The 22,891-nt window shown below is 51.5% G+C and carries 23 protein-coding genes and 3 pseudogenes; 18 read left to right on the forward strand and 8 right to left on the reverse strand.

The features are described from left to right. Positions 1–9: 9 nt before the first annotated feature. From KGP26_RS27745 to KGP26_RS27785, 9 genes are all read left to right on the forward strand, one after another. Entirely contained in the window at positions 10–1,788 is a 1,779-nt protein-coding gene (locus KGP26_RS27745; protein ID WP_223664825.1) for a hypothetical protein, read from the forward strand. Beyond that, entirely contained in the window at positions 1,785–2,405 is a 621-nt protein-coding gene (locus tag KGP26_RS27750) for a Gp138 family membrane-puncturing spike protein (RefSeq protein ID WP_223664826.1), read from the forward strand. Before KGP26_RS27745 ends, KGP26_RS27750 begins: the two co-directional genes overlap by 4 nt. 8 nt (positions 2,406–2,413) lie before the next feature. Then, positions 2,414–3,250, forward strand: coding sequence for a hypothetical protein (locus tag KGP26_RS27755; protein ID WP_223664827.1), 837 nt, complete (start codon positions 2,414–2,416; stop codon positions 3,248–3,250). A gap of 15 nt (positions 3,251–3,265) precedes the next feature. Next, the gene (locus KGP26_RS27760) at positions 3,266–4,030 is read left to right on the forward strand and encodes a hypothetical protein (protein WP_223664828.1); all 765 of its coding nucleotides are present in this window, start codon (positions 3,266–3,268) and stop codon (positions 4,028–4,030) included. After that, positions 4,027–4,407 (forward strand): hypothetical protein, encoded by a 381-nt coding sequence (locus KGP26_RS27765; protein WP_223664829.1) that lies wholly within the window; start codon positions 4,027–4,029, stop codon positions 4,405–4,407. The genes KGP26_RS27760 and KGP26_RS27765 overlap by 4 nt, the downstream gene beginning before the upstream one ends. A gap of 148 nt (positions 4,408–4,555) precedes the next feature. Further along, positions 4,556–4,753 carry a hypothetical protein gene (locus KGP26_RS27770; protein WP_059200085.1) on the forward strand — a complete coding sequence of 66 codons (198 nt, stop codon included), beginning with the start codon at positions 4,556–4,558 and terminating at the stop codon, positions 4,751–4,753. Between the two features lie 219 nt (positions 4,754–4,972). Continuing rightward, positions 4,973–5,554 carry a hypothetical protein gene (locus tag KGP26_RS27775; protein WP_223664830.1) on the forward strand — a complete coding sequence of 194 codons (582 nt, stop codon included), beginning with the start codon at positions 4,973–4,975 and terminating at the stop codon, positions 5,552–5,554. Positions 5,555–5,849: 295 nt separating this feature from the next. Beyond that, positions 5,850–6,038, forward strand: a complete 189-nt coding sequence (locus KGP26_RS27780; RefSeq protein WP_199062150.1) for a hypothetical protein — start codon at positions 5,850–5,852, stop codon at positions 6,036–6,038. Between the two features lie 343 nt (positions 6,039–6,381). Continuing rightward, on the forward strand, positions 6,382–7,344 hold the full coding sequence (locus KGP26_RS27785) for an Abi family protein (RefSeq protein WP_223664831.1): 963 nt from the start codon (positions 6,382–6,384) through the stop codon (positions 7,342–7,344). A 12-nt stretch (positions 7,345–7,356) separates the two neighbouring features. On the opposite strand, the gene KGP26_RS27790 is transcribed toward KGP26_RS27785, so the two are convergent. Continuing rightward, positions 7,357–7,788, reverse strand: a complete 432-nt coding sequence (locus tag KGP26_RS27790; protein WP_223664832.1) for a hypothetical protein — start codon at positions 7,786–7,788, stop codon at positions 7,357–7,359. Between the two features lie 704 nt (positions 7,789–8,492). Here KGP26_RS27790 and KGP26_RS27795 point away from each other — a divergent pair. The 3 genes and pseudogenes from KGP26_RS27795 to dinD form a co-directional block, all read left to right on the forward strand. Beyond that, positions 8,493–8,888, forward strand: coding sequence for a DUF2280 domain-containing protein (locus KGP26_RS27795; protein WP_371824928.1), 396 nt, complete (start codon positions 8,493–8,495; stop codon positions 8,886–8,888). Positions 8,889–9,454: 566 nt separating this feature from the next. Beyond that, positions 9,455–9,626 (forward strand): annotated as a pseudogene (locus KGP26_RS30455) (IS3 family transposase); the annotation flags it as partial. 208 nt (positions 9,627–9,834) lie between these two features. Next, positions 9,835–10,095: pseudogene (gene dinD / locus KGP26_RS27805) on the forward strand (DNA damage-inducible protein D); the annotation flags it as partial. Positions 10,096–10,212: 117 nt separating this feature from the next. On the opposite strand, the gene KGP26_RS27810 reads toward dinD, so the two are convergent. From KGP26_RS27810 to KGP26_RS27830, 5 genes are read right to left on the reverse strand one after another with little or no spacing between them, the layout of a single operon-like run. After that, positions 10,213–10,890, reverse strand: a complete 678-nt coding sequence (locus tag KGP26_RS27810; protein ID WP_223664833.1) for an ABC transporter ATP-binding protein — start codon at positions 10,888–10,890, stop codon at positions 10,213–10,215. Beyond that, positions 10,884–11,561, reverse strand: a complete 678-nt coding sequence (locus tag KGP26_RS27815; RefSeq protein WP_371824929.1) for an energy-coupling factor ABC transporter ATP-binding protein — start codon at positions 11,559–11,561, stop codon at positions 10,884–10,886. Before KGP26_RS27815 ends, KGP26_RS27810 begins: the two co-directional genes overlap by 7 nt. Continuing rightward, positions 11,546–12,256 carry an energy-coupling factor transporter transmembrane component T gene (locus KGP26_RS27820; protein ID WP_223664834.1) on the reverse strand — a complete coding sequence of 237 codons (711 nt, stop codon included), beginning with the start codon at positions 12,254–12,256 and terminating at the stop codon, positions 11,546–11,548. Before KGP26_RS27820 ends, KGP26_RS27815 begins: the two co-directional genes overlap by 16 nt. Next, positions 12,256–12,834, reverse strand: coding sequence for an ECF transporter S component (locus KGP26_RS27825; protein WP_223664835.1), 579 nt, complete (start codon positions 12,832–12,834; stop codon positions 12,256–12,258). Before KGP26_RS27825 ends, KGP26_RS27820 begins: the two co-directional genes overlap by 1 nt. A 27-nt stretch (positions 12,835–12,861) precedes the next feature. Continuing rightward, entirely contained in the window at positions 12,862–13,284 is a 423-nt protein-coding gene (locus KGP26_RS27830) for a PPC domain-containing DNA-binding protein (RefSeq protein WP_155621791.1), read from the reverse strand. Positions 13,285–13,508: 224 nt separating this feature from the next. Between KGP26_RS27830 and KGP26_RS27835 the strand changes: the two genes are divergently transcribed. Beyond that, a complete protein-coding gene (locus KGP26_RS27835) occupies positions 13,509–13,892 on the forward strand; it encodes a hypothetical protein (protein ID WP_094981556.1) in 384 nt (127 codons plus the stop codon). A 42-nt stretch (positions 13,893–13,934) separates the two neighbouring features. Here KGP26_RS27835 and KGP26_RS27840 read toward each other — a convergent pair whose 3' ends face one another. Then, positions 13,935–14,324, reverse strand: coding sequence for a hypothetical protein (locus tag KGP26_RS27840; RefSeq protein WP_024482934.1), 390 nt, complete (start codon positions 14,322–14,324; stop codon positions 13,935–13,937). A gap of 465 nt (positions 14,325–14,789) precedes the next feature. Here KGP26_RS27840 and fdnG point away from each other — a divergent pair, with 465 nt between their 5' ends. Genes fdnG through fdnI form a run of 3 tightly spaced genes read left to right on the forward strand, consistent with a single transcriptional unit; the run spans position 14,790 to position 19,371 of the window. After that, positions 14,790–17,837, forward strand: a complete 3,048-nt coding sequence (gene fdnG, locus KGP26_RS27845; protein WP_094981555.1) for a formate dehydrogenase-N subunit alpha — start codon at positions 14,790–14,792, stop codon at positions 17,835–17,837. A 12-nt stretch (positions 17,838–17,849) separates the two neighbouring features. Further along, on the forward strand, positions 17,850–18,743 hold the full coding sequence (fdxH, locus tag KGP26_RS27850; RefSeq protein WP_024527856.1) for a formate dehydrogenase subunit beta: 894 nt from the start codon (positions 17,850–17,852) through the stop codon (positions 18,741–18,743). Continuing rightward, complete coding sequence (fdnI, locus tag KGP26_RS27855; protein ID WP_024482937.1) at positions 18,730–19,371, forward strand: formate dehydrogenase-N subunit gamma; 642 nt, start codon at positions 18,730–18,732, stop codon at positions 19,369–19,371. Before fdxH ends, fdnI begins: the two co-directional genes overlap by 14 nt. A gap of 43 nt (positions 19,372–19,414) precedes the next feature. On the opposite strand, the gene KGP26_RS27860 is transcribed toward fdnI, so the two are convergent. After that, complete coding sequence (locus KGP26_RS27860) at positions 19,415–20,302, reverse strand: LysR family transcriptional regulator (protein ID WP_223664836.1); 888 nt, start codon at positions 20,300–20,302, stop codon at positions 19,415–19,417. A 108-nt stretch (positions 20,303–20,410) separates the two neighbouring features. Here KGP26_RS27860 and KGP26_RS27865 point away from each other — a divergent pair, with 108 nt between their 5' ends. Beyond that, on the forward strand, positions 20,411–21,490 hold the full coding sequence (locus KGP26_RS27865; protein ID WP_223664837.1) for a linear amide C-N hydrolase: 1,080 nt from the start codon (positions 20,411–20,413) through the stop codon (positions 21,488–21,490). A 190-nt stretch (positions 21,491–21,680) separates the two neighbouring features. Further along, positions 21,681–22,863: pseudogene (locus KGP26_RS27870) on the forward strand (NupC/NupG family nucleoside CNT transporter). The last annotated feature ends 28 nt before the right edge of the window (positions 22,864–22,891 follow it).

Consider the following 22,891-nt stretch of genomic DNA (forward strand, 5'->3'; position numbering starts at 1 on the left):
GGCGAGATAATGCCAACAGTTATTGATGCTTTAGTTATCACCCTCGGTCTTGACCCCTCTGATTTTAAAAGGGGGAGTAAAGAGATGACCGAGGAAATGAAAAAGCAAAAAAAGGAATCAGAGAAATTAGCCAAGGATATGGAGGCGGCAGGTAAAAAAGCCGCCTCTTTCTTTGGTTCGATCAAGAATGAATTACTTGCTCTGGCAGGGGTAACCCTAACTCTCGGGGGGATAAGAAGCTTTGTTTTATCGACTGCCGACTCCTTAAGTAAATTGGGGTATGCCGCACAGAACCTTGGCATGAGCAGTAAAGAACTGGATGGCTGGCAGAAATCATTTGCAAAATTTGGGGCGGGAGCTGAGCAGGTGCGCGGCTCCATGGCTGGCCTGCAAAATGACCTTGCATTGCTCCAAAACAAAGGCGAGATAAGCCAGGGGCTGATAACAATTACCGGCCGCCTGGGTATCAACCTGCAAGACAAGGAAGGAGCCTACAAGTCTGTTCAAGCCATCTACATGGAGTTGGCCGACCGATTCAAGAATATGGATCCGGCCACGCGTCAAATGTATGGGCGTGATGTTGGTTTGTCCCCTGAGATGGTTAACATGCTGTCGCGTGGTAGCGACGTGGTTGGGCAAGATGTATCAAAAAATACTGCAATGTCTAATGCCACAGATGAGGCGACAAAGAAAGCTCAGCTGTATGTGCAAAAGCTTTCGGAGTTGGCTTCCAAGTTTGACGCTACCAAGCAGAAAATCCTTATTGGCATGATGCCCGCGCTGGAACAACTAAATCGGCTTCTTGATAAGTTTGGTGATTGGGTCAATAAGAACTCAGACAAAATTGCCGCATTCTTCAATGAGGCTGCCATTGGGATAGGCGACGCAGCCAAAGCCGTTGGGGACTGGCATGGCGAATTATCGGCGCTAGCCATTTTCATGGGCGCGGTTTGGCTTGGCAGCATGTTGGGGCCAATAGGTAAAGTTATCGCCATGATTGCGCTTGCAACCTCCAAGGTAAAATCACTGCAAGAAGAAGCAGGCAAGGTTGGAAAAACAAAAGGTGAGTACCTCCTTGATAAGGTTAACGAGAACCAAGAAAAAAACGGGGTCGGTTTTTGGGAGTTCGTTGATAAAGCCAAGAATTATTTAGGCTTTGGTGATGAAGGGGAAGATCCTGCCGAGCCAGTTCAGCACGCCCAATCAGCCAACCGATCTAAAACGAGAGGTGCGCGTAACAACAACCCTGGCAACCTTGAATTCAGAGGCCAGCGCGGGGCTGTTCCTGAGCAGGGGCCGGGAAGGTTTGCGGCATTCAAGACCATGGGCGAGGGAGTTGCCGCCCTATACCGTCAACTGATGCGGTATTTTCAACGCGGAAAAGACACCATCGCGGAAATTGTTAATACCTACGCCCCGTCCAGCGATGGGAATAATGTTCAGGCGTATATCTCCCACCTTTCCAAGGCTACCGGCAAAGGGGCAAATGAAAAGCTAAATCCCAACGACATTGAAACCATGCGAAGTCTGATGCGCGGCATTGTTGACCATGAGAGTGGGAAGGATGCGGTTAGTAACGCTGACTTAATAAAGGGATTACAGCTAGGTGCTGGTGCGTCGTTTTCTTCAATGCCTTCTGTTGGCAGGGGAAGCTCCACGAGCGAGGTACATATTGGTGCGCTTAACATTTACACGCAGGCTACGGATGCTAAGGGCATTGCCACAAGCATGCATAAAGAGCTGGGGCAAAACCCTCTTATTGGTACCATTAATGGGGCTGTATCATGAGTAATGATAACAAGGGATATCCAGGGGAATTAAGTCCAGAGGATAGAGCCAACCAGGAAAATCTGCTTAACGCGATGATAAAGCAGTTTATGGGGCTTAAGTGTTTCACCTCGATGGTAAATGTGATCTCAGTGTCTACTGAGGATGAGCTATCGCCTGTTGGATTTGTTGATGTTAAGCCGATGGTTAACCTGCTGACAGCGAGCGGAGATAAGATGGATCACAACATCCTTTACAGTCTCCCGTTCTTCCGATTGCAGGGTGGTAGTAACGCCATCGTTATTGACCCGCAGCCTGGCGATATCGGCGTCGCTATATTTGCAGATAGAGATATCACTAACATCAAAAAAACACGCAAGCCGGGTAACCCTGGTTCCTTTAGGCGTAACCATTACTCTGATGGTCTTTACATTGGCGGATTCCTCAACGGAGCGCCAACGCAGGTTATTCAGTTTTTAAATGACGGCATCAAAATAACCTCGCCAGAGGTGAACATTAACGGGCTGAAAGTGCTTGCTGATGGAACGCTTGTTCTTAAAGATGGCATCGTTGTTGACTCTCACAGGCACGGCGGCGTTGAGTCTGGCGGCAGTTCTACCAGCACACCTGAAAATTAAGGCATAAAATGAGCATATACTCGGAAAAGCTGATATCTGTAGAGTTTAAGCTTGCAAGCAACAGCGATGAAGTTGTGCGCCTGGATGGGTATCGTTGCGAAGTTAACATGCAGAACGCTGGTGGGCGAAGTCAAAGCAAAATAGACATGGTGATTTACAATGTAAATCAGGATCTTTCCCAGTTAATTGTTGGTCAAGGGTTTAGCTTTAATACTACACGAAGTGTTGTTTCCTTGCTTGCTGGAGAAAAAAATAACCAGGTGCAAATATACCAAGGGACGATATTTGATGCTTATGTCGATTATAACAAAATGCCTGACGTCCCTATGCGGATACAATCTAACAGTAAGTATTACTACCAAGTGAAGCCTGCCGCCCCGAACTCATACAAAGGGGCTGTAAAGGTTCAGGATATTATTAAGGTACTAGCCGAATCTTGCGATTACACGTTTGTTAATCATGGCGTGGATAAAATTCTTAACGATATGTACTTGGTTGGCAGCGCCATTAACCAGATGATGGATTGCGCAGACGCCGCCGACATTGGAATGACGATTCATAACGGGGTTGTCGAGATTTCCAACAAAGGTGGAATACTCACAGATATCGTTCTGGAGGTTTCTCCTGATACAGGAATGATCGGCTATCCAACCGTTACCAGTATGGGCGTTTTCGCTACCATGCTATTCAACCCGAAGCTGCGGAGGCTAGGAAAGGTTTTAATAAAGTCAGATAACAAAGCGGCTGACGGTGAGTTGACGGTAGTCAGCATTCAGCATGATATATCCTCCAATGTTCCTGGTGGCCCATGGATGACAACCATCCAAGCCATTAAGAAAGACTGATTTAAGGGCTCAAATATGGCACTAAATTTAAATGAAACAACGATTTTATCAGCTATCAACGGTGGCGGGATTTTCGCAGTCATTGGTAGCGTTCTCGTCCCAAGTTATGGGGTATATTTTTCCTCATCATCACCAAAAGTAGGGCAAAAGGCTCTGGTCTATGACACTACAGTTTCTTTTGCTCGTCAAAATGATAGCGTCATCACTACTGCTCCACTTGAGAGGGGCGACTACCAGGCATTCAACAAGGTAAAGCGGCCGGCAGAGATAAACCTTGTTGTAGCATTTGAAGGATGGACGGGGTATAGCGGCGCAGTGCCTAATCTGCCAAATTTCACCGCAACATCTAGAACGGACTTTCTAAAAACCTTGGATAATATGGTTGCGAGTGCGGATACTTATGATATCGAAACGCCTGATGACTTATTTTATGACTATGATTTATCCAGGTATGATTATAAGATCGACTCGAAAAGCGGCGTAACTATGCTACTTGTCTCTATGGTGTTCCAGGCTGTTCCTGTAACAGTGAAAACCTCAAAGGCAACTATTAATAAAAACACGAAGTCAGACGCAGCACTTGTCACTGAGAAGAACGACAAAGCGGCGACGCGAGAGGCCAGTATTGATGATGTCAATAAGGCGATCCGTTCAGCCAGGGACATGGTGCCATCAGCGCAACCTCAAACAGTAAATACAGTTAGCCGCGCTGTTCTTGGTCTTAGTGGCGAGGCACAATTAAAGAGCGCAGTAAAAACACTTATAGGGCTTATCTCATGAAAAAATTGATTCTGGTTGCCTTGGGGGCAATCACTTTTGGTGGAAACGCCGAAACAAGGGACATAGATGGATTGATACAGAATGGATGTATGACGCATGCCCAAGTTTTTAACCTTGTGTCAAAGACGGCAGCCAGCTTATACCCTGAGAAGAAGCCTACCGAAGAATTGTTGCTACCTCAAGCTCCGAAAACAACCCCTCCCGAAGCTGGCGTAAAGTTTGTGCAGTCTATTATTGATCGCGTCTATACCGACAAAACGTTTCGCAGAATACTTAGAGATTCCCAAGGGGCCGACTTTACGAACAGCTATTACCAAGATTGCCTTGAGGAGCCGCAAAACTACCTTAGCGACTACAGCTCCATCAAGAAAGGTTAAATGGCAGTGTATGTGGAGGCGGTTGGGCCAGCTTTAAAGCGCAACAGTTTGATGATTTATACACACCATAAAAAGGTGAGATTTCTCATCTTTAACTTAGATGATTAAGCGACAAGTACGGGAGAGCACGCCGGGTGGAGGCAATGCCATGACTCACAGCACAAAGAAAAAGGTTAACCGCTACTTTAACGGTAAGGTTACGGCAAGGCTGATTGTGTCGGTTGAGGCTGATATTGTCGCCTTGGTTGATGAAGTGATAACGGGCAACCCAGCACACCCGGCAGCGCGGAACCGCTCGGAGTTCGTGAGGCTGGCAATACTGGAGAAACTGGGGAGGGGCGGGTAGGTAAATCTTTGACCCCTTCACCTGACAGACCACCGGCCCCCTATCACTTTAGCGCTAACCCGATTTCCTTGGATTCATGGGCCTGTAAAACGAAACATAAAGCAATTCGCAAATTGGGCTAGAAGTCGCACCACGACAGGGATAAGCCCGATTGCGCACGATTCGCATTTCTATCAACTCCCATATTATTTCGTATTCAAAAATCTGGAGATTGCGAAAATGAGAGAGCAAACCAGGAGCTACACAGACGCACTCCCCCGTATTGGCTTGGCGTATCTTGGTAATATGCGCCGGGATTTGGCAGATGTGCCAGACGGCCACGCCACCTACGCCACCACCGAAAGCGGGACGCTGTGGATCACCAAGAATGGCAACGGGTACACAGCCACCATCAACGGGCATTCGTTCAGGCTATCACTGACAACCACCCAGGCCGGTTATGGTGTGCGGCATTGGTATCTATGCCCTCACTGCCACCAGCGATGCGCAAAGCTCCATATCGGGCGTAAGAGTATCGCCTGCCGTAAGTGCTGGGGGCTTCACTACGCCAGCCAGAGCGAGGACAGGTTAGCCAGAATGCGCCGGTTGCTCAGAAGCCAGCGCCTTGCCATCTGGAGCCATGACACACCGGAGTTAATGAACCTGTTCAAGACGCCATTTCATTTTGACAAGCCCAAGGGCATGAGGTGGGAAACGTTCGAGCGTAAGCGTTGGCAGTTGTTCCGGCAGGAGGAGCGCTACTGGAAGGTATTCATGCCTGTAATTGAGCGCCAGACAGGGAAGATTGAGCGGATAGGGTGATACTGTGAGTCAGTAATCCTGACGCACAAATGCGAATTGCGAAGAAGGCCGAAGGGTTCCAGGCATAGGCGGTGATCCAGATAATGCCGATCACCACCGAATAGCAGCATTTAACACCATAAAGTTAAAAATGTACGTTAGTCCCTAAGCTCAATATTCTAACTAATGTGTATGTTGCCAATGATTAAGCTAAAATGGCGGTGATCCACGTTGGCATTGATCACCACCACTACCCTAAGGTTGCCCTACGGGATGGGCGGTTGATAACAGGCTACCAATTATCGGAGGTGATACCGTGCTTGACCGTCATACTATGGAACTGGCGTTAATCAGCGTCGCCAAGCGAGAAGGATTGACCTTGAACGGTAAAGACCTGCTAGACATCCGTACCAACGTTTCGATGGCACTGGCGGCCAAGGAGCGGCACCGGCAGCGAATGAACACACCGGCCTACCAGTGGAAGAAGCCAGCACCGCGCCGCTAGTCACGAACAACAAGATCACAACAAGGGCACCGCAAGATCACCACAAGGTATTGCGGTAACACAACACCCCTAACTACAGTTGAAGCGCCGCTGATAAGATTGATAGGTAAAAACGTTCAATACACCCTTTGGTGGTGATAAACAGGCTTAACAACCACATATAGTGTTTTGCCTTGATGTATAGCTAACTATACAAAAGTAAGTGCGCCCGGTCACATTGACATAAAAGCAACATAGTGTAGATTTAGCAGCAACTGAGCCCGGCCCCCTGGCTTGATCCTATCCTAGATGGGTGATTGTTATGGCTGGGCCTTCTCATATCTGGGGGCAGGGAAACTCTTGAATGGCTGATCCGGTAAAGGTTCATAAAGAATATGACGAACTAATCGATCTGCTACTTTCCCGTGGCATGGATGTTCCCGACCGTTTCCATGCAATAAAAAAAATATCGCAGGTAGGCTATTATCGCCTCTCTGGCTTTTGGTATCCGTGCCGAATTCCCCATATAACCCCTGAACATATCAGAACGCGATTGGATCAGGTTCGCCCAGGGACAAACTTCCGGGCAGTGTACGACCTGTATTTGTTTGATAAAAAATTACGCCTTCTGATGATGAATGCCTTGGAACGAATCGAAGTTTATGTTCGCTCTGTCATTGCACATGAAATTGGCAAAATATCCCCTCTTGGATACTTGGACGATACGCTGATCAATCCCAAGCACTTGAAGCCACGGCATGGTGGGCGTTGTAGTGCAAGAGATGAATGGCTTACCAAGCATTCAAACGAAATAGCCAAAAGCAGAGAGGATTTTATCAAGTGGCACGAGGGTAAATACGAAGGATTACCGTTCTGGGTAGCTATTGAGGTTTGGGATTTTGGCTTAATGTCAAAATACTATGCCATGCTGAAGGATGGTCACCGCAATGGGATACTTTCTAGGCTTGGTATAGCCCCTGGTAATGGCGCTATTTTTCAAAACTGGCTTAGTGCTATGAACGTGCTTAGAAATCGTTGCGCTCATCACTCACGTATCTGGAACAAAGTTAACGAGCCAAAGATAAAGCCATTACCAAACCATCCTTATTTCGAACGTTTGAACATGAACGACGATGCTTACGAAAGAATGTACGGAATGATAGCCGTTCTATGGCTATTGGTGAAGGAAATAGGGCCTGGCTCTAGATGGGTCAGGGACGTTGCTGATTTGATAGATAAAAAACCACACTTGCCCGGATGTAATTTGACGGCGATGGGGTTCCCTAACAATGAGGGATTCCCCCGGAAATTATTTGATATTGAATGAATTATCTCTGTGTTATCGGATCAGTGCGGCAGTAACCAGGTTGGCATTGTTCCCTTGACGCTTCCAGGCGCTGTAAATGTCCTTATCCCACGCCTTGCCTCCCTTGGTCTGATACCCGGCATCATTGAGCCGTTCAGCGATGATCCGGCCATTGTCTAAACCTTCCCCGATAGTCTGCGCCACAATGGCAATCACAGCCTTTTCATTGTACGGGTGTGGAGGTATGCCGGACTTACCGGCAACCAGGGCCGCCGCTGCCGTTTCCATGCGCTCCACCAGCGCCAGCATACGCCTATCAGAATCAGCCACAGGGCGATTGAGCTTGCTTCTGATGGCATCGACAAGCCAAGCCGACTTATCGCCACCTGACGCCGTCACGGCCTGATTGAAGGCATCCTGTAAATCAGCCGGAACCCGGAACGCCACTAAGTTGGATTTGCTCACACTCGCACCTCGATAGCCAGTTGGTAGGCATACAGTGTACTACTGTATAACAGTGTTATACATAGCTGGTGGCTGAATTTAAGGGACTCGATAGAGGCTGACGATTCCTTCCCTGGCCGGTTGAGTTTCGCGACCAGTACGCGCAAGACAAGATGATCGGAACTGAACCAACACAAAAACCCCGCTTGTTGGTTCAAAACGGCCTTGTGTTGGTTCACTTTTCGAAAATAAAGCCATATAAAACAACAATTTTTACAAATTGAACCAACTGAACTAACTGAACCAACATACTTTTGCTTATATATAAAAAGACGGGACTTAAAAACGCTTTCAAACGGTGGAATGCGGCCTAGCGGGCAGCTCAGCTTTTTGATTGTATGAAAAGAACTCAGCCTGGAAGCATCCACTCCTTTGTCCTGGTGACAGGTACGTATTAGGTACGCACTCAAAAGTACGCAGGCCGGTACGCAGCGAAAACGCACCTAACGGTAAGATTACGGTAAGGTCACACTGTGGTCGCACTGAGGTTTAGCTGGATGGTTGCGAGCTGAGCCAAATAGTTGGCTGAGTGGTGCTGTAGTTTCCAGTCGTGAGGTTTCAAAGCAGGTTTCCACCGAAAAGAGGGCTTCATAGTGCGAGCCAAGCATAGAGCGCGTGCTAAAATCAGCTTAAACTTTTGACAGGGTATGACGGAATCACGAGCAATGGCAACATTACCAACAGAGGTTAAGGCTTTCATTGTTCAGGCGCTAGCCTGTTTTGATACGCCTACTCAAGTAGTCAAGTCTGTACAAGCAGAGTTCAACCTAACCATAACGCGCCAGCAGGTGGAATCACACGACCCCAGTAAAGCCAATGGTAAGAAGCTGGGGCAAAAGTGGATTGAGCTTTTCCACTTCACCCGCGAACGACTCCAGAACGAGATCGCTGATATTCCAATAGCACACAAGGCTTGCCGGTTACGGTCACTTGATAGGATGGTTGCGCAGGCCGAAAGCGTGAAGAACTACGGCATGGCGGCACAACTTATAGAGCAGGCGGCTAAAGAAGTCGGGGATGCTTACACCAACCACCAAAAGCGGGGGCGTTCCAGGGGATAATACTTGTTGCCAAGTCAGTTGCCACCCAAAAGAGAGTTTAAGATTGGCAACCTTGGTTCGCATTGGGAGGTTCGCGGCTCTGGTTCGCACCGAAAAGGCTGTTTTGAAGTTCGCACCTGGTATCCATGCACTGGGTATCCACTTTGGTATCCACCAATACGGTACTATCTGAGCGGAGACCGGAAAAAGATTCCGATAGAGCCATGCGATGTAATCGAGCCACAAAGGCAACAGCTCCATGATGTGGGATAATCCCATATGTACCAGGGGACAAAAATGTCCTGTGGGAAACATTTCAGCAGCGGGAACGGCTAAGGTTAAAAAATAGGCGGAATAGCATAGCACTCCGTTTTACCGTGTACATATGGGTGTACACACTTGAAAATCGCATTATCACAACCCCTTTAACAGAAAGGCTTAGATGCCGATACTCAATGAATAAATTCAGTCGCTACCACTGGATAGCTAAAAACCTTAGAGCCCGCACATTAGCGGGCTTTTTGTAGTGATTGACCCGTCCTGAATAGCGTTGACACGTTTTCGACTTAAATCCGGAGAACGTGATAATGGCCGAGTTTAAACGCACACAACGTGACTATCCTTTGTCTTTTAAAATTGCTGTTGTTGAGCAGGTTGAAAAAGGCGAAATGACCTACAAACAGGCTCAACTGCACTATGGTATTCAGGGACGTTCCACCGTTCTGACCTGGTCGCGCAAGCATGGTCATCTTAACTGGGCTCTAGGTCTTCCCCATCTCTCCGGCCGGGAGTTGCCCATGAGCCAACCGCCTGCCCCTTTAACTCCTGAGCAAAGGATCAGGAAACTTGAAGAACAGCTTGAGCTGGTCACCCAGAAAGCGGAGTTCCTTGATGCTGTCGTTAACATGCTGAAAAATGACTATGAGATCAGTGTCATAATAAAACGACCAGGCAAGTCCTCACGCAAAAACAGAGCCAAAAAATCCTCGACCATATGGGTTCTACTGAGCTTGCTGCCAATCTGTTCCGAGCAACCCAAGCGGAAGAAAAACTGCGCCGCGACCAGGTAAAATCAAAACAACAGGCAAATCAGACCCATTTCGATGTAGGTAGGAAAGTACGACAAACTATTGAAGAACTAGTTGGAACCATGCCGGAAAATCTCCCTACGCCGGAAAAAAGCATCAAGCAACTCGAATCAGCAGCGAAACGCCTGGATAAGAAATAGACCACTTAACGGGCGCATTTTTGCTTAGCCCCTACGACACGAATAGGGCAAAGCTTATCATCAGTAACCTGTGCCTAAGCCATTGCGAGGATATCCTCGTAATGGTTCGCCTTAAGGCTAGCCCACTATCCGACCCGCATCGCCATCCTCCGCAATAACCCCATCAGCCAAACGGATCACGCGCGGAAAGTGCGTTTTAACAAAAACATAATCATGGCTAATGGCCAGCACGGTGGTGCCTTGCGAACGGCAAACCGCTAACCAACGGGCAAATACTCCTAACCAATAGCTATCAAAGTCACGGCTGGGTTCGTCCAACAGCAGCAGAGGTGGCGCAACGGCAGCGAGGCTGGCAACGGCTACCATACGCCGCTGACCGGCATGTAAATCCAATGGGTGAGCATCCGCAACATCCGTTAGCTCACAAAGCGCCAGCGTTTGAGCAACACGCTGCTCCAGGCTATCGCCGCGCACACCCTGATGGTGTAAGCCAAAAGCGATCTCATCGCGTACCCGGTTACGAAATATCTGCCGTTCTGCTTCCTGAAATAATACTCCCAGCAACGGCGCACGCTGTGCCGCTTTAAGGGTGGCAATATTTTGACCCTGCAAGAGAACCTTGCCGCCGGTCGGTTTTAGCAACCCGGCCATCAGGCGTAATAACGTGGATTTCCCGGCACCGTTATCCCCGATCAAGGCCACCCATTCCCCCGCCTCAATGGTCAAATCCAAACCGTTAATGATGGGTTCGCTCACGCCTGGCCACTGATATTCCAGCGATTCAATCGTTAGCATAATGAAAGCCTGCCTTGCTCCAGCGCCCAGGTTTGCAGGCAATAAGCGGCAACCTTGGTGAGTGACCGCTCAAAGAGCAAAACCACGCACTGCTGCTGATTAGCGTAAGTAACCAGCTGTTGTAACAGCTTGGCGGTAGCTTCAGGTGTCAGGCGGCTAAAGGCTTCATCCAACAATAGTAGCCGTGGGCGCATCGCCAGCGCACAGGCCATCACCACCCGTTGTGCCTCACCGCCAGAGAGCGTAGCTGGATGACGATGGCGTAAGGCGTGGCAATCGGTAAACGTCAGCGCCTGTTCGATACGCGCCATGATCTCAGCTTCATCCAGGCACAGATTCTCCGGCCCGAAGGCGATCTCCTCTTCGACCGTGAAGGTACAGCCGGAGAGTTGCAGCTGGGGTGCCTGTTGAATGAGCTGCACCTGCTGCGCCATTTCAACCAGCGGGCGCGAACCTATTTCCTCACCGAGGGCCACTCCTGAACCCTGTATTGTGCCGGGTAAGAAGTCGGGGAAACAGCCTGCCAACAGCTGGGCAAGCGTGGTTTTTCCGCTGCCATTCCCACCGCTAATGCCATATAAACCTGGAACCTCGCAATGTAGATCGATGCTTTCCAACTGCCAGCGACTACCTTGAGGAATAAAGCTCAGCGCATTCAGTGCCACAACCACAGCCAGGCTCCTATTTCCAATGCCGCCACCAACAGCAAGCCATAGCGCACGCTACGTTGCAGCGGGCTGTCGCTCGGTGCCCATAGCGTTGTGCGTCTGGGATACAGCCGAAAAGCACGCATATCCAGCGCCGTGCTGCGCGCGGTTAAATCATTCAACGCACTGTGGGTTAACGGGATAACCAATGCCGGAATGTAGCGCAATCGTTGATACCAATAGCCGTCTAGCGGCACGCCTCGCGCCAGCTGTGCCTGGTAAATCGCGGCCAGTTGCGCTCGCAGCTGTTCAGCAACCAACAGCGGCCCTGCCAGCAGGTAGGCCAGCCCGAGCGGCAAACGGCTGGCAAACAGAGCGCGAATAACATGCTGCGGCGGCACGTATTGCAGCCAGATTTGCCCAAAACTTAGCAACGCCAACAAGCGTAGCCAGAGCGCGGCAGCGTTGAGCATTTCGCTATCATCACGCGCCTCCCCCCGTAGCCACCATGCCAGCCAACCGCTATGCACCAGCCATAAGCCACCCGCCATGGGTAACATGATCCACGCCACATAGCGCCAACGATGTCGGGTGCTTTTCATCAGGATCAGCAATAGAAAGCTCGCCAGGCTATAGGCTAGCAACGGATAACCAAACGGCATCAGCAAGCTGCTGGTACCCAGTACCAGCCAAAGAGCCAGCGAGGTAAACGGGTGCATTAACGCACGGCAGCCATTGCGGGGAAATTACGCAAGGTGCGCTGCGACATATTACGTACCAATAGCCAGACGATGATGGCAACCAGCACTTTATCTATCAGGTTGATCCCCAGAACGGTCATTGCGACGGATTCGATCAGATTGCTACCCATTGAATGCACATAGGCGACAAAGAAGTCTGCGCCACTGCCAGTGACCCCGGCGAACAGATAGGTACGGATCGGTACGGCAACAATCGTCACAGCCAAGGTGATCACCACACCGCTTAAGATCACTTTTGGTAACGTCCGGAACCAACCGATGCTCGCCAATAAGCCAGCCACCAAACCAATCACCATTGCCACCGGCGCGAATGCGGCCGCAATCGGGCCGGTGAGCAGGCTCCAGATCAGGTTGGTCAATAAACCGGTCAACATGCCGATGATCGGCCCGGCGAGAATTGCACTCAGCAAGGTACCGATAGAATCGAGGAAAATAGGCAGCTTCAGCATCGATACCAACTGCCCGCCAATCATGTTGATAGCAATTGAAATCACCATCAACACCAACGTCTGACTCGATAACCCATTACGTGCCATAACAACCTCACTCAAAAAGTAGGAAAATTAGCGTTGCTCGACGTTTAATTCGTCATAGCCTGAAAGCGCGCAAGGTTGTCGGTTAAATACGACATCGTTCAATTCCCCAATCACCAATTCGAGCGTGGTGCGCACTGTGCAGCCTGCCATCACATGGCCGCCGGTCATATAACCATGCTCATCGGCCACGGCCAGATGCAGATGTTCGCCTCCGGCCTCCAACGTGCCAATCAGTGAGACCACTTCAAATTTTCCGCTCAACAACGTGGTGCCTTCGCAACCGGCAAAACGCAACGCCACGTCGCTCAAGCTGCCGACGCAACCGCTGATCCAGGCGGCACGCAAACCCTGCTGCCGGATAAAATCACGAAGTGCAGCCAGCAGGTCTTGTTGCGGTAACAGACGCAAGGCATAAAACCGTGCCGTAGACGGCGTTGATGTCTCCACGATAAGATCCTTTACCCCAGTGGGTTGGGTGATACGGAAAAGAGGGAAATGGCGTCGGGAAGGTAGGATGCTGCATGAGGGATGTGACTCCAAATAACTCCGAACCTCGGACGTTATGCAGCATGATAGAGATTGATACGGCCTATGTATGTGACATAGGTCAGTAAAAGCGGCGGTACTGGTATGCTGGCCAAAAGCGAAATTGGAATGGGTCTGAAAGAACACTGATGCCAAAAATAAAAAGCCAAGAAACTCTGGTACGCGAGCGTAAGCGCTGGGTAGCGCTAGCGATCCTGGTGGCGGCCATTGTTGGCAGCTTCCTGTGGTGGAAACAAGGGACACTGCGATACGAAGAGTGGAGCCCCAACAAACAGTATGTGGTGCGCAATTATAAAACCTTCGAGTTTATTCCGCGTTTCACCATGCCTGGCGATGGCGGGCATTACTCCGGCTACATGCGGGTTTATGACCGCAACGGCAAGCTGCTCTACGAAGAGTATTCCGACCTGCTCGACTTTGTCGAAGGCCCATTCTGGGCAAAAGAAGGCGTTTATTGGATGGGGAACGACAATCAGGACATCGTTCGCCTACCCACCTCGCCTGTGGATTGAAGCTTGCTGACAAGTGGCCTCCTGAAGGGAGGCTTAACCCGATCAGTTATAAGCGGCGGCCTGCTCTTCGGTGATCAGCTCCATTTTTTCAAGCTGAACCGCAATGCCGCGCAGTGAGCGCCCAAACTCCACGCTTAACGCCTCTATCGTTTTACCAGCGCTGTAGCCTTCCTCCAATAGCTTCCTGTCTTCTTCCGACCAGGGGAAATTGAAGTTGGCAGGCCGACCCTCGGCAATATTTTTCTGCCGCCGCTCCTCGGGTGATAACTTTGCCTTTTTCACCCGTTCTCGCTCGGCGTAAAACTCATCCGCCAGGGCAAACAGCATCCGGATCGTCTCTGGGGAATGAACCAGCGAGGTATGATTCAAAAACTCCCCCGTTTCTGGGTTAATCCCCCTCGCCAACGCACGCAACGTCAGGTAGGTCTGCATCATGGTTTCCGTCCTTAAAAATCTAACCGTCATTCTCGCGGCTAGTTCCCTGCCTATTGTTGCTCATAAAACGAACTATTCAACGATTCGATCGGAATGCGTATTAACTTTGCGAAGCAAATTCCAAATTAACTCTATTTCTTGCAAGAAAATAACCACTTAAAAAAATACCCATTCGGAAATGGGAAACTCAATGCCGTCGATAATTCTCCCGGCAATCGGTGAAACAGGTTTATCTTCAATATTTACAGATAGTTTTCACTTGAAATTAATAAGGTAAATTAACCACTTACCCAATTTATACCGAACGCGATAAATTAAGGATTACTCACCGCACCGCTGGCTACTTATTAAGGAGTATTTTCCCGCTAACTCTCCCTTATGTTGATTTCCCTCAATAACGCTTGGGTTATTGCTGTTAGTTTGCCATGACTAAAAAACCACTGATAAGCATTAGGGAAAGCAATGGACGTCAATCGCAGACAGTTTTTTAAAATCTGCGCTGGCGGGATGGCTGGGACCACGGTGGCAGCATTAGGCTTCGCGCCCAAGGCTGCGTTAGCGGAAACGCGCAACTACAAATTATTGCGCGCCAAAGAAACCCGCAACACCTGTACCTACTGTTCCGTAGGCTGCGGTTTATTGATGTATAGCCTGGGCGATGGGGCAAAAAACGCCAAATCGACGATTTTCCATATCGAAGGCGACGCGGATCACCCGGTAAACCGCGGGGCGCTGTGCCCGAAAGGTGCGGGCCTGTTGGACTATATCCACAGTGATAGCCGCCTGCGTTATCCTGAGTATCGCGCGCCTGGCTCAGATAAATGGCAGCGCATCAGCTGGAATGATGCCTTTGACCGCATTGCCAGGCTGATGAAAAATGACCGGGATGCCAACTTCGAAGCCACCAACGCCGCTGGCGTGACGGTAAACCGTTGGCTCTCCACCGGGATGTTATGCGCCTCTGCGGCCAGTAACGAAACCGGCATGCTGACACAAAAGTTTGTCCGATCGCTGGGCATGCTGGCAGTTGATAACCAAGCGCGTGTCTGACACGGACCAACGGTAGCAAGTCTTGCTCCAACATTTGGTCGCGGTGCGATGACCAACCACTGGGTTGATATCAAAAACGCCAACGTTGTGATGGTGATGGGCGGCAACGCCGCTGAAGCGCATCCGGTGGGATTCCGCTGGGCGATGGAAGCCAAAAACAACAACGACGCCACGTTAATCGTCGTCGATCCCCGCTTTACCCGTACCGCATCGGTCGCCGATATCTACGCGCCGATACGCTCCGGCACCGACATTACCTTCCTGTCGGGCGTGTTGCTGTACCTGATTTCCAACAACAAGATCAACGCTGAATACGTGAAGCATTACACCAACGCCAACCTGTTGGTCCGGGATGACTTTACGTTTGAAGATGGCTTGTTCAGCGGTTATGACGACAACAAACGTCAGTACGACAAAACCACCTGGAACTACCAGTTCGGTGAAGATGGTTATGCCTTGCGTGATGATACGCTCCAGCATCCGCGTTGCGTCTGGAACCTGCTGAAAGCACACGTCAGCCGCTACACGCCTGAAGTGGTGGAAAACATCTGCGGCACCCCAAAGGAAGATTTCCTGAAGGTGTGTGAAGTCCTGGCTTCCACCAGCGCAGCAGACCGTACCACCACCTTCCTGTACGCCTTGGGCTGGACCCAGCACACGGTCGGCGCGCAGAACATCCGTACCATGGCGATGATCCAGTTGCTGCTCGGCAACATGGGCATGGCTGGCGGCGGCATCAACGCCCTGCGCGGTCACTCCAACATTCAGGGGTTGACCGATATTGGCCTGCTGTCCACCAGCCTGCCGGGGTACCTGACGCTGCCTTCGGATAAACAGACCGATCTGACTACCTATCTGGCCGCCAATACGCCAAAGGCCACCTTGCCTGGCCAGGTTAACTACTGGAGCAATTACCCGAAATTCTTCGTCAGCCTGATGAAGAGCTTCTACGGCGACGCTGCCCAGAAAGAGAATAACTGGGGCTTTGATTGGTTGCCGAAGTGGGATCAGTCCTACGACGTCATGAAGTACTTCCAGATGATGGATCAGAATAAGGTCAACGGCTATATCTGCCAGGGCTTTAACCCGGTCGCCTCCTTCCCGGACAAGAATCAGGTGGTCGCCTCACTGGCCAAGCTGAAGTATCTGGTGATCATCGACCCGTTGGTTACGGAAACTTCCAATTTCTGGCAAAACCACGGCGAGATGAACGATGTCGATACCGCGTCGATCCAAACCGAAGTGTTCCGGCTGCCATCTACCTGCTTTGCCGAGGAAGACGGCTCGATCGCCAACTCCGGCCGCTGGCTACAATGGCACTGGAAAGGCGGCGATGCCCCAGGTGAAGCGATTACCGACGGCGAGATCCTGGCCGGCCTGTATCATCGCCTGCGCCAGATGTACGGCAGCGAGGGCGGTAAAGGTGTCGAGCCACTACTGAAGATGGGCTGGCACTATGAACGGCCAGACCACCCAGAATCCGAGGAAGTGGCCAAAGACAGTAACGGCTACGCGCTGGAAGATCTGTATGACGCCAACGGCAATCTGCTGGCGAAAAAAGGCCAGTTGCTGGATTCCTTCGCGATGCTGCGCGATGACGGCAGCACGGCTTCAGCCTGTTGGATCTATACCGGCAGTTGGACCAGCAAGGGCAACCAGATGGCCAACCGTGATAACAGCGATCCGTCCGGGTTGGGCAACACGCTGGGCTGGGCCTGGGCATGGCCGCTGAACCGCCGCATTATCTACAACCGCGCCTCCGCCGACCCAATGGGTAAACCTTGGGATCCGCAACGCATGCTGATTGAATGGAACGGCAGCAAGTGGGTCGGGAATGATATTCCAGACTACAACACCGCCGCACCGGGCAGCGGTGTTGGGCCGTTCATCATGCAACCGGAAGGGCTTGGCAGGCTGTTTGCCCTCGACAAAATGGCCGAAGGTCCGTTCCCGGAACACTACGAGCCGTTTGAAACGCCGTTGGGCACCAACCCACTGCATCCAAACGTGATCTCTAACCCGGCGGCCCGTCTCTATCCGTCCGACGCCAAGCGCATGGGTGATAAATCCGAGTTCCCTTATGTCGGTACCACCTATCGTCTGACCGAGCATTTCCACACCTGGACCAAGCACGCGCGCCTTAACGCGATCATGCAGCCAGAGCAGTTCGTGGAAATCAGTGAACGGCTGGCGAAGGAGAAAGGGATTGAGCAAGGCGATACCGTCAAGGTCAGTAGCAAACGCGGCTTTATCAAGGCGAAAGCCGTGGTGACCCGCCGTCTGCAAACCCTGAAGGTTAACGGGCAGGATGTCGACACCATCGGTATTCCACTGCATTGGGGCTTTGAAGGGGCAGCCCGCAAAGGCTACTTGGCCAACACCCTGACGCCGTTTGTCGGCGATGCCAACTCGCAAACGCCGGAATACAAGGCGTTTCTGGTTAACGTGGAAAAGGTGTAAGGAGCCGAATTTATGTCCATGCAATCCCAAGACATTATCAAACGTTCGGCCACCAACACCCTGACGCCGCCTCCGCAAGCGCGTGATTACAAGGTCGAGGTCGCCAAGCTGATTGACGTTTCCACCTGCATCGGTTGCAAGGCCTGTCAGGTGGCCTGTTCCGAATGGAACGACATTCGCGATGAAGTGGGCCACTGCGTCGGGGTTTATGACAACCCCGCCGATCTGAGTGCCAAATCCTGGACGCTGATGCGTTTCTCGGAAGTGGAGCAGAACGGCAAGCTGGAATGGCTGATCCGCAAGGATGGCTGCATGCACTGCGCAGATCCGGGTTGCCTGAAGGCCTGCCCGTCTGCCGGGGCGATTATCCAATATGCCAACGGCATCGTGGATTTTCAGTCCGAGCACTGCATCGGCTGTGGTTACTGCATCAGCGGCTGCCCGTTCAACATTCCACGGCTGAACCCGCAAGACAACCGGGCGTACAAATGTACCCTGTGCGTTGACCGCGTCAGCGTGGGCCAGGAACCGGCCTGTGTGAAGACTTGCCCAACGGGCGCAATACACTTTGGCACCAAGGCAGAAATGCTGGACGTGGCACAGGAGAGGGTCGAAAAGCTGAAGAAACGCGGCTTTGAACATGCGGGCGTGTATAACCCGCAAGGCGTTGGCGGCACCCACGTGATGTACGTACTGCACCATGCCGATAACCCCGAGCTGTACCACAATCTGCCAAAAGACCCGCATATCGATCTGTCGATCGGGTTGTGGAAAAGCGTACTCAAACCCTTATCCGTGGCGGGCTTCATCGCCACCTTTGCCGGTTTGATTTACCACTACATCGGCATTGGCCCGAACAAGGAAGTGGATGATGAAGACGAGGAGGACCATCATGAGCAAAAGTAAAATGATCGTTCGCACCAAGTTTATCGACCGGGCCTGTCACTGGACGGTGGTCATCTGCTTCTTCCTGGTGTCGCTGTCCGGCATTGCGCTGTTCTTCCCCACGCTGCAATGGCTGACCGAGACCTTTGGTACGCCGCAGATGGGTCGCATCCTGCATCCTTTCTTTGGTGTACTGATCTTTATCGCGCTGATGTTTATGTTCTTCCGTTTTGTGAAGCATAACATTCCCGAGAAAGAGGACTTGCCGTGGGTCAAGGGCATCGTGGAAGTGCTGAAGGGCAATGAGCATAAGGTCGCTGACGTCGGCAAATATAATGCCGGCCAGAAGATGATGTTCTGGAGCATCATGAGCATGATTTTCGTGCTGTTGATCACCGGCATTATCATTTGGCGCCCTTATTTCGCCCACAACTTCCCGATCCCGGTGATCCGCTATGCGCTGTTGATCCACGCTGCATCGGCGATCGTGCTGATCCACGCCATTTTGATCCATATGTATATGGCATTCTGGGTGAAAGGCTCGATCAAAGGCATGATTGAAGGCAAGGTCAGCCGCCGCTGGGCGAAGAAGCATCACCCACGCTGGTACCGTAAGGTCGAGGCTGAAGAGCAGAAAGACGAGCAGTAAACCGTTGAAATTCGCCCCTTCGCATGAGGGGGCGACAATCTCCTCAAGCGACTACTGAACCATCAAAGATCTGCTGCATGCTTTCGATCAGGCTCAGCAACTCGCTATTGGCCCCAGGCTTCCACAGTGCCACCATCGGGTGCATCAACCCTTGTTTCCCCAATTCCGTATCGAGCCGCTCAACCTGCTGCAAGTGCTGCATGTTCAGATGCGTTGGCAGGAATGCCCATCCCAGCCCGGCGGTTAACAACGTTTGCAGCAAAGCCGGTTCATTGACGACCTGGATGCGATCGGCGATTTGCAGGCGCTTCGCCATCGGCTCGGGCAGATCATAAAAGGGAATAAGTTGGGTGCTGGATGCCAGCGACAGCAAGGTGACCGGGCTACCAGCGGGGAAAAAACCCTCGCGAGCATAGACGGCCAACTCAATGGCCCCTAAGGCTCGCCACTTAAATTTTTCGCCAATCGAACGGTTGATCGCCTGATAAACGCCAATATCCGCCACATCGTCTGCCAACGCTTGCTCACCCTCGCCACGCTCCATCATCAGCAAATCAAGCTGAATGCCGCGCTGGCCCAGAAACATCGCCAGTTCCGCTAAAAAAGTGCGCGGAGTAAACGGGTCATAGCACAGCGTCAGTTTCTGCCGCACCTGCTGCGGAATATGCTGAGCCAGCAGGCTAAGAGCCTCTGCCTCCTGCAAAAACAGCCGAGCTTGCCGGTAAAGGCGCTGGCCCGCCTCGGTCAATTGCAATGGGCGGGTACGACGATCGCACAGGGAATAGCCTAGATCCAATTCCAGATTTTCGATCAGTTCACTGACGGTGGTGCGATCCTTCCCCAGCCGCTTAGCGGCCTGGGTGAGATTGCCGGTCTCACAAACGCTGGCGAAAGCTTCAATCTGCGCCAAAGAAAAACCTATCTTCCCCATCTCTCCTCCACAAAATTGCGGGGGATTTCCCCCGTTCATCCACTCTACGATATGAGTTCGCGGGCTTACCATTATTTCGTTCACCCCATTCAGCTAAGGAAAATAACCATGAAAAAGTTCACACACAGCGTATCAGCCCTACTGGTAGGTGCCGCACTCAGCGCCAGCCTGGCAACCGGGGCGCAAGCCTGCACCCGCGCCTTTATGAATATGTACCCAGGCTATATGGTCAGCGCACGCAATCTGGATTTCTTCGGGCCGGTAGATCCCTCACTGGTGATCACACCACGCGGTATTGCGCATAACGGCGGGGATGCGAAGAACGCCGCCCAGTGGCAAACCCACTACGGCAGCGTCGTGGTATATGCCGATGGCGTATTCCCAATGGACGGTATGAATGAAAAGGGGCTAGCGGGCCATACGCTGTTTTATATGAACGGCAGCCAGGTGCAGCAGGACAATCAGGACAAGCCGGTGATCGAAAGCCGCGCCTGGTTGAGCTACATCCTGGATAACTACGCCACCGTTGATGAAGCGGTTAAAGCCATCCGTAGCGACGTACGCCTGGCCGCCGCCCATATGCCTATCGATTACGCCTCGGATACCAAACACATCGCGATCGAGGACGTTAGCGGTGATTCTGCCATCATTGAGATCGATAATGGCAAAGTGAATATCTATCACGACAAAAATTATCGGGTGATGACCAATCCCCCCTCTTACGATAAACAACTCCAGAATCTGGCCAAGTATCAGAATGCCACGCGCAGCGAGATCCCTGGTGGCTTGGAAGCGGATGAGCGCTTGGTGCGCGCCAGCTATGATTTGAAAAACCTGCCGCAGCCGGACAATAAAAACCAGGCACAGGGCTTCATCTTATCGGTGCTTAATAACGTGGCTTATCCGATCGGCTCACCGGCAGAGCCAAGCGAACAAAAGGTCACCGACATGTATGCCAAATACAGCAAGCGCCCGGACCAGAACAAAGGCATCGGGACTTACTGGACGGCAATTTCGGATCTGAGCCATGCGGAGTATCACTTCAAGTCCGCCTTTGCGGCCTCGCAGGTTTGGGTTCCGCTGAATGACATCAACTTCAGCCAAGGGCAGCCGGTGCGTAAGATCGCCCATCTTAACGACTATGCCCAACAGGGCTGGGAGGGTAACGTGCTGGGCCAGGCGAAATAACGCTTAACCCACTATTGTTATAGGGGCAATTTCACGATGAAACGCTGCTGGCCGCCGATGGCCAGCAATAATCTGAACGCATAACTCTCGACCAAAGTATTTTGTTCTAATCGTCATGCGGGGTAATGAAAGGCACCACGGGCTGTGGCTAAATAGCGCTTTCCTAGCCTGTATGCCGTTCGGATTGTTTATGTCGCAAATTTTGCAATTTATTTTAGCCTTGGTGGTGATTGTCGTTCTCGCGTTATTGGTCAGTAATGACCGCAGGAAAATCCGCCCACGTTATATTATTCAGTTGCTGGTGATTGAAGCCGCACTGGCCTATTTCTTCCTGCATTCAGCCAGCGGACTGGGCGTTATCAAGCACGTAGCCGATTTCTTTGGCATCCTGCTGGCCTTTGCAGCACAAGGCTCCGACTTTGTTTTCGGCGGTATGAGCAACCAGGGGCTGGCCTTTATCTTCCTCGGCGTGTTGTGCCCGATTATCTTTATCTCTGCGTTGATCGGTATTTTGCAGCATTTCCGCATCTTGCCGTTGGTGATCCGCGTCGTGGGCACTTTGCTTTCAAAAGTGAACGGCATGGGAAAGCTGGAGTCCTTCAACGCCGTCAGCACGCTGGTGCTAGGCCAGTCGGAAAACTTTATTGCCTATAAGGGCATCATTGCGGATATCTCCCCACGCCGGATGTACACCATGGCAGCCACCGCGATGTCGACGGTTTCGATGTCGATCGTGGGTGCCTATATGGCGATGATCGACGCACAATACGTAGTAGCCGCGTTAATCCTCAATATGTTCAGCACCTTTGTCATTCTCTCGATCATCAACCCTTATCAGGTGGACGACGAGCCGGAACTCAAGCTGAATAAACTGCATGAAGAGCAGAGCTTCTTTGAAATGTTGGGGGAATATATTCTCGCGGGTTTCAAAATTGCGATGATCATTGCCGCCATGCTGATCGGCTTTATCGCCCTGATCGCCGCCGTGAACGCCATTTTCGCCGCCATTTTTGGCATCAGTTTCCAGCAGATCCTGGGCTACGTGTTCTACCCGCTGGCCTGGCTAATCGGCATTCCAACACCTGATGCGCTGCGGGCTGGCAGCATCATGGCCACCAAGCTGGTCGCCAATGAGTTTGTGGCGATGATTGAACTGAAAAAAATCGCGGCAGAGCTGTCCCCACGTGGTTTGGGGATCCTCTCGGTGTTCCTGGTGTCCTTTGCCAACTTTGCTTCCATCGGCATTGTTGCCGGGGCCATCAAGGGGTTAAACGAACGCCAGGGCAACGTGGTCCCGATTCGGCCTGAAGCTGGTTTACGGCTCCACGCTGGTCAGCCTGCTTTCGGCAGCGGTTGCCGGGCTGGTGCTGTAAAATCGCTACCCGGCTTGAAGCTTTTGCG

This window comes from Serratia sp. JSRIV002, assembly GCF_019968725.1.
Lineage (GTDB): Bacteria > Pseudomonadota > Gammaproteobacteria > Enterobacterales > Enterobacteriaceae > Chania > Chania fonticola_B.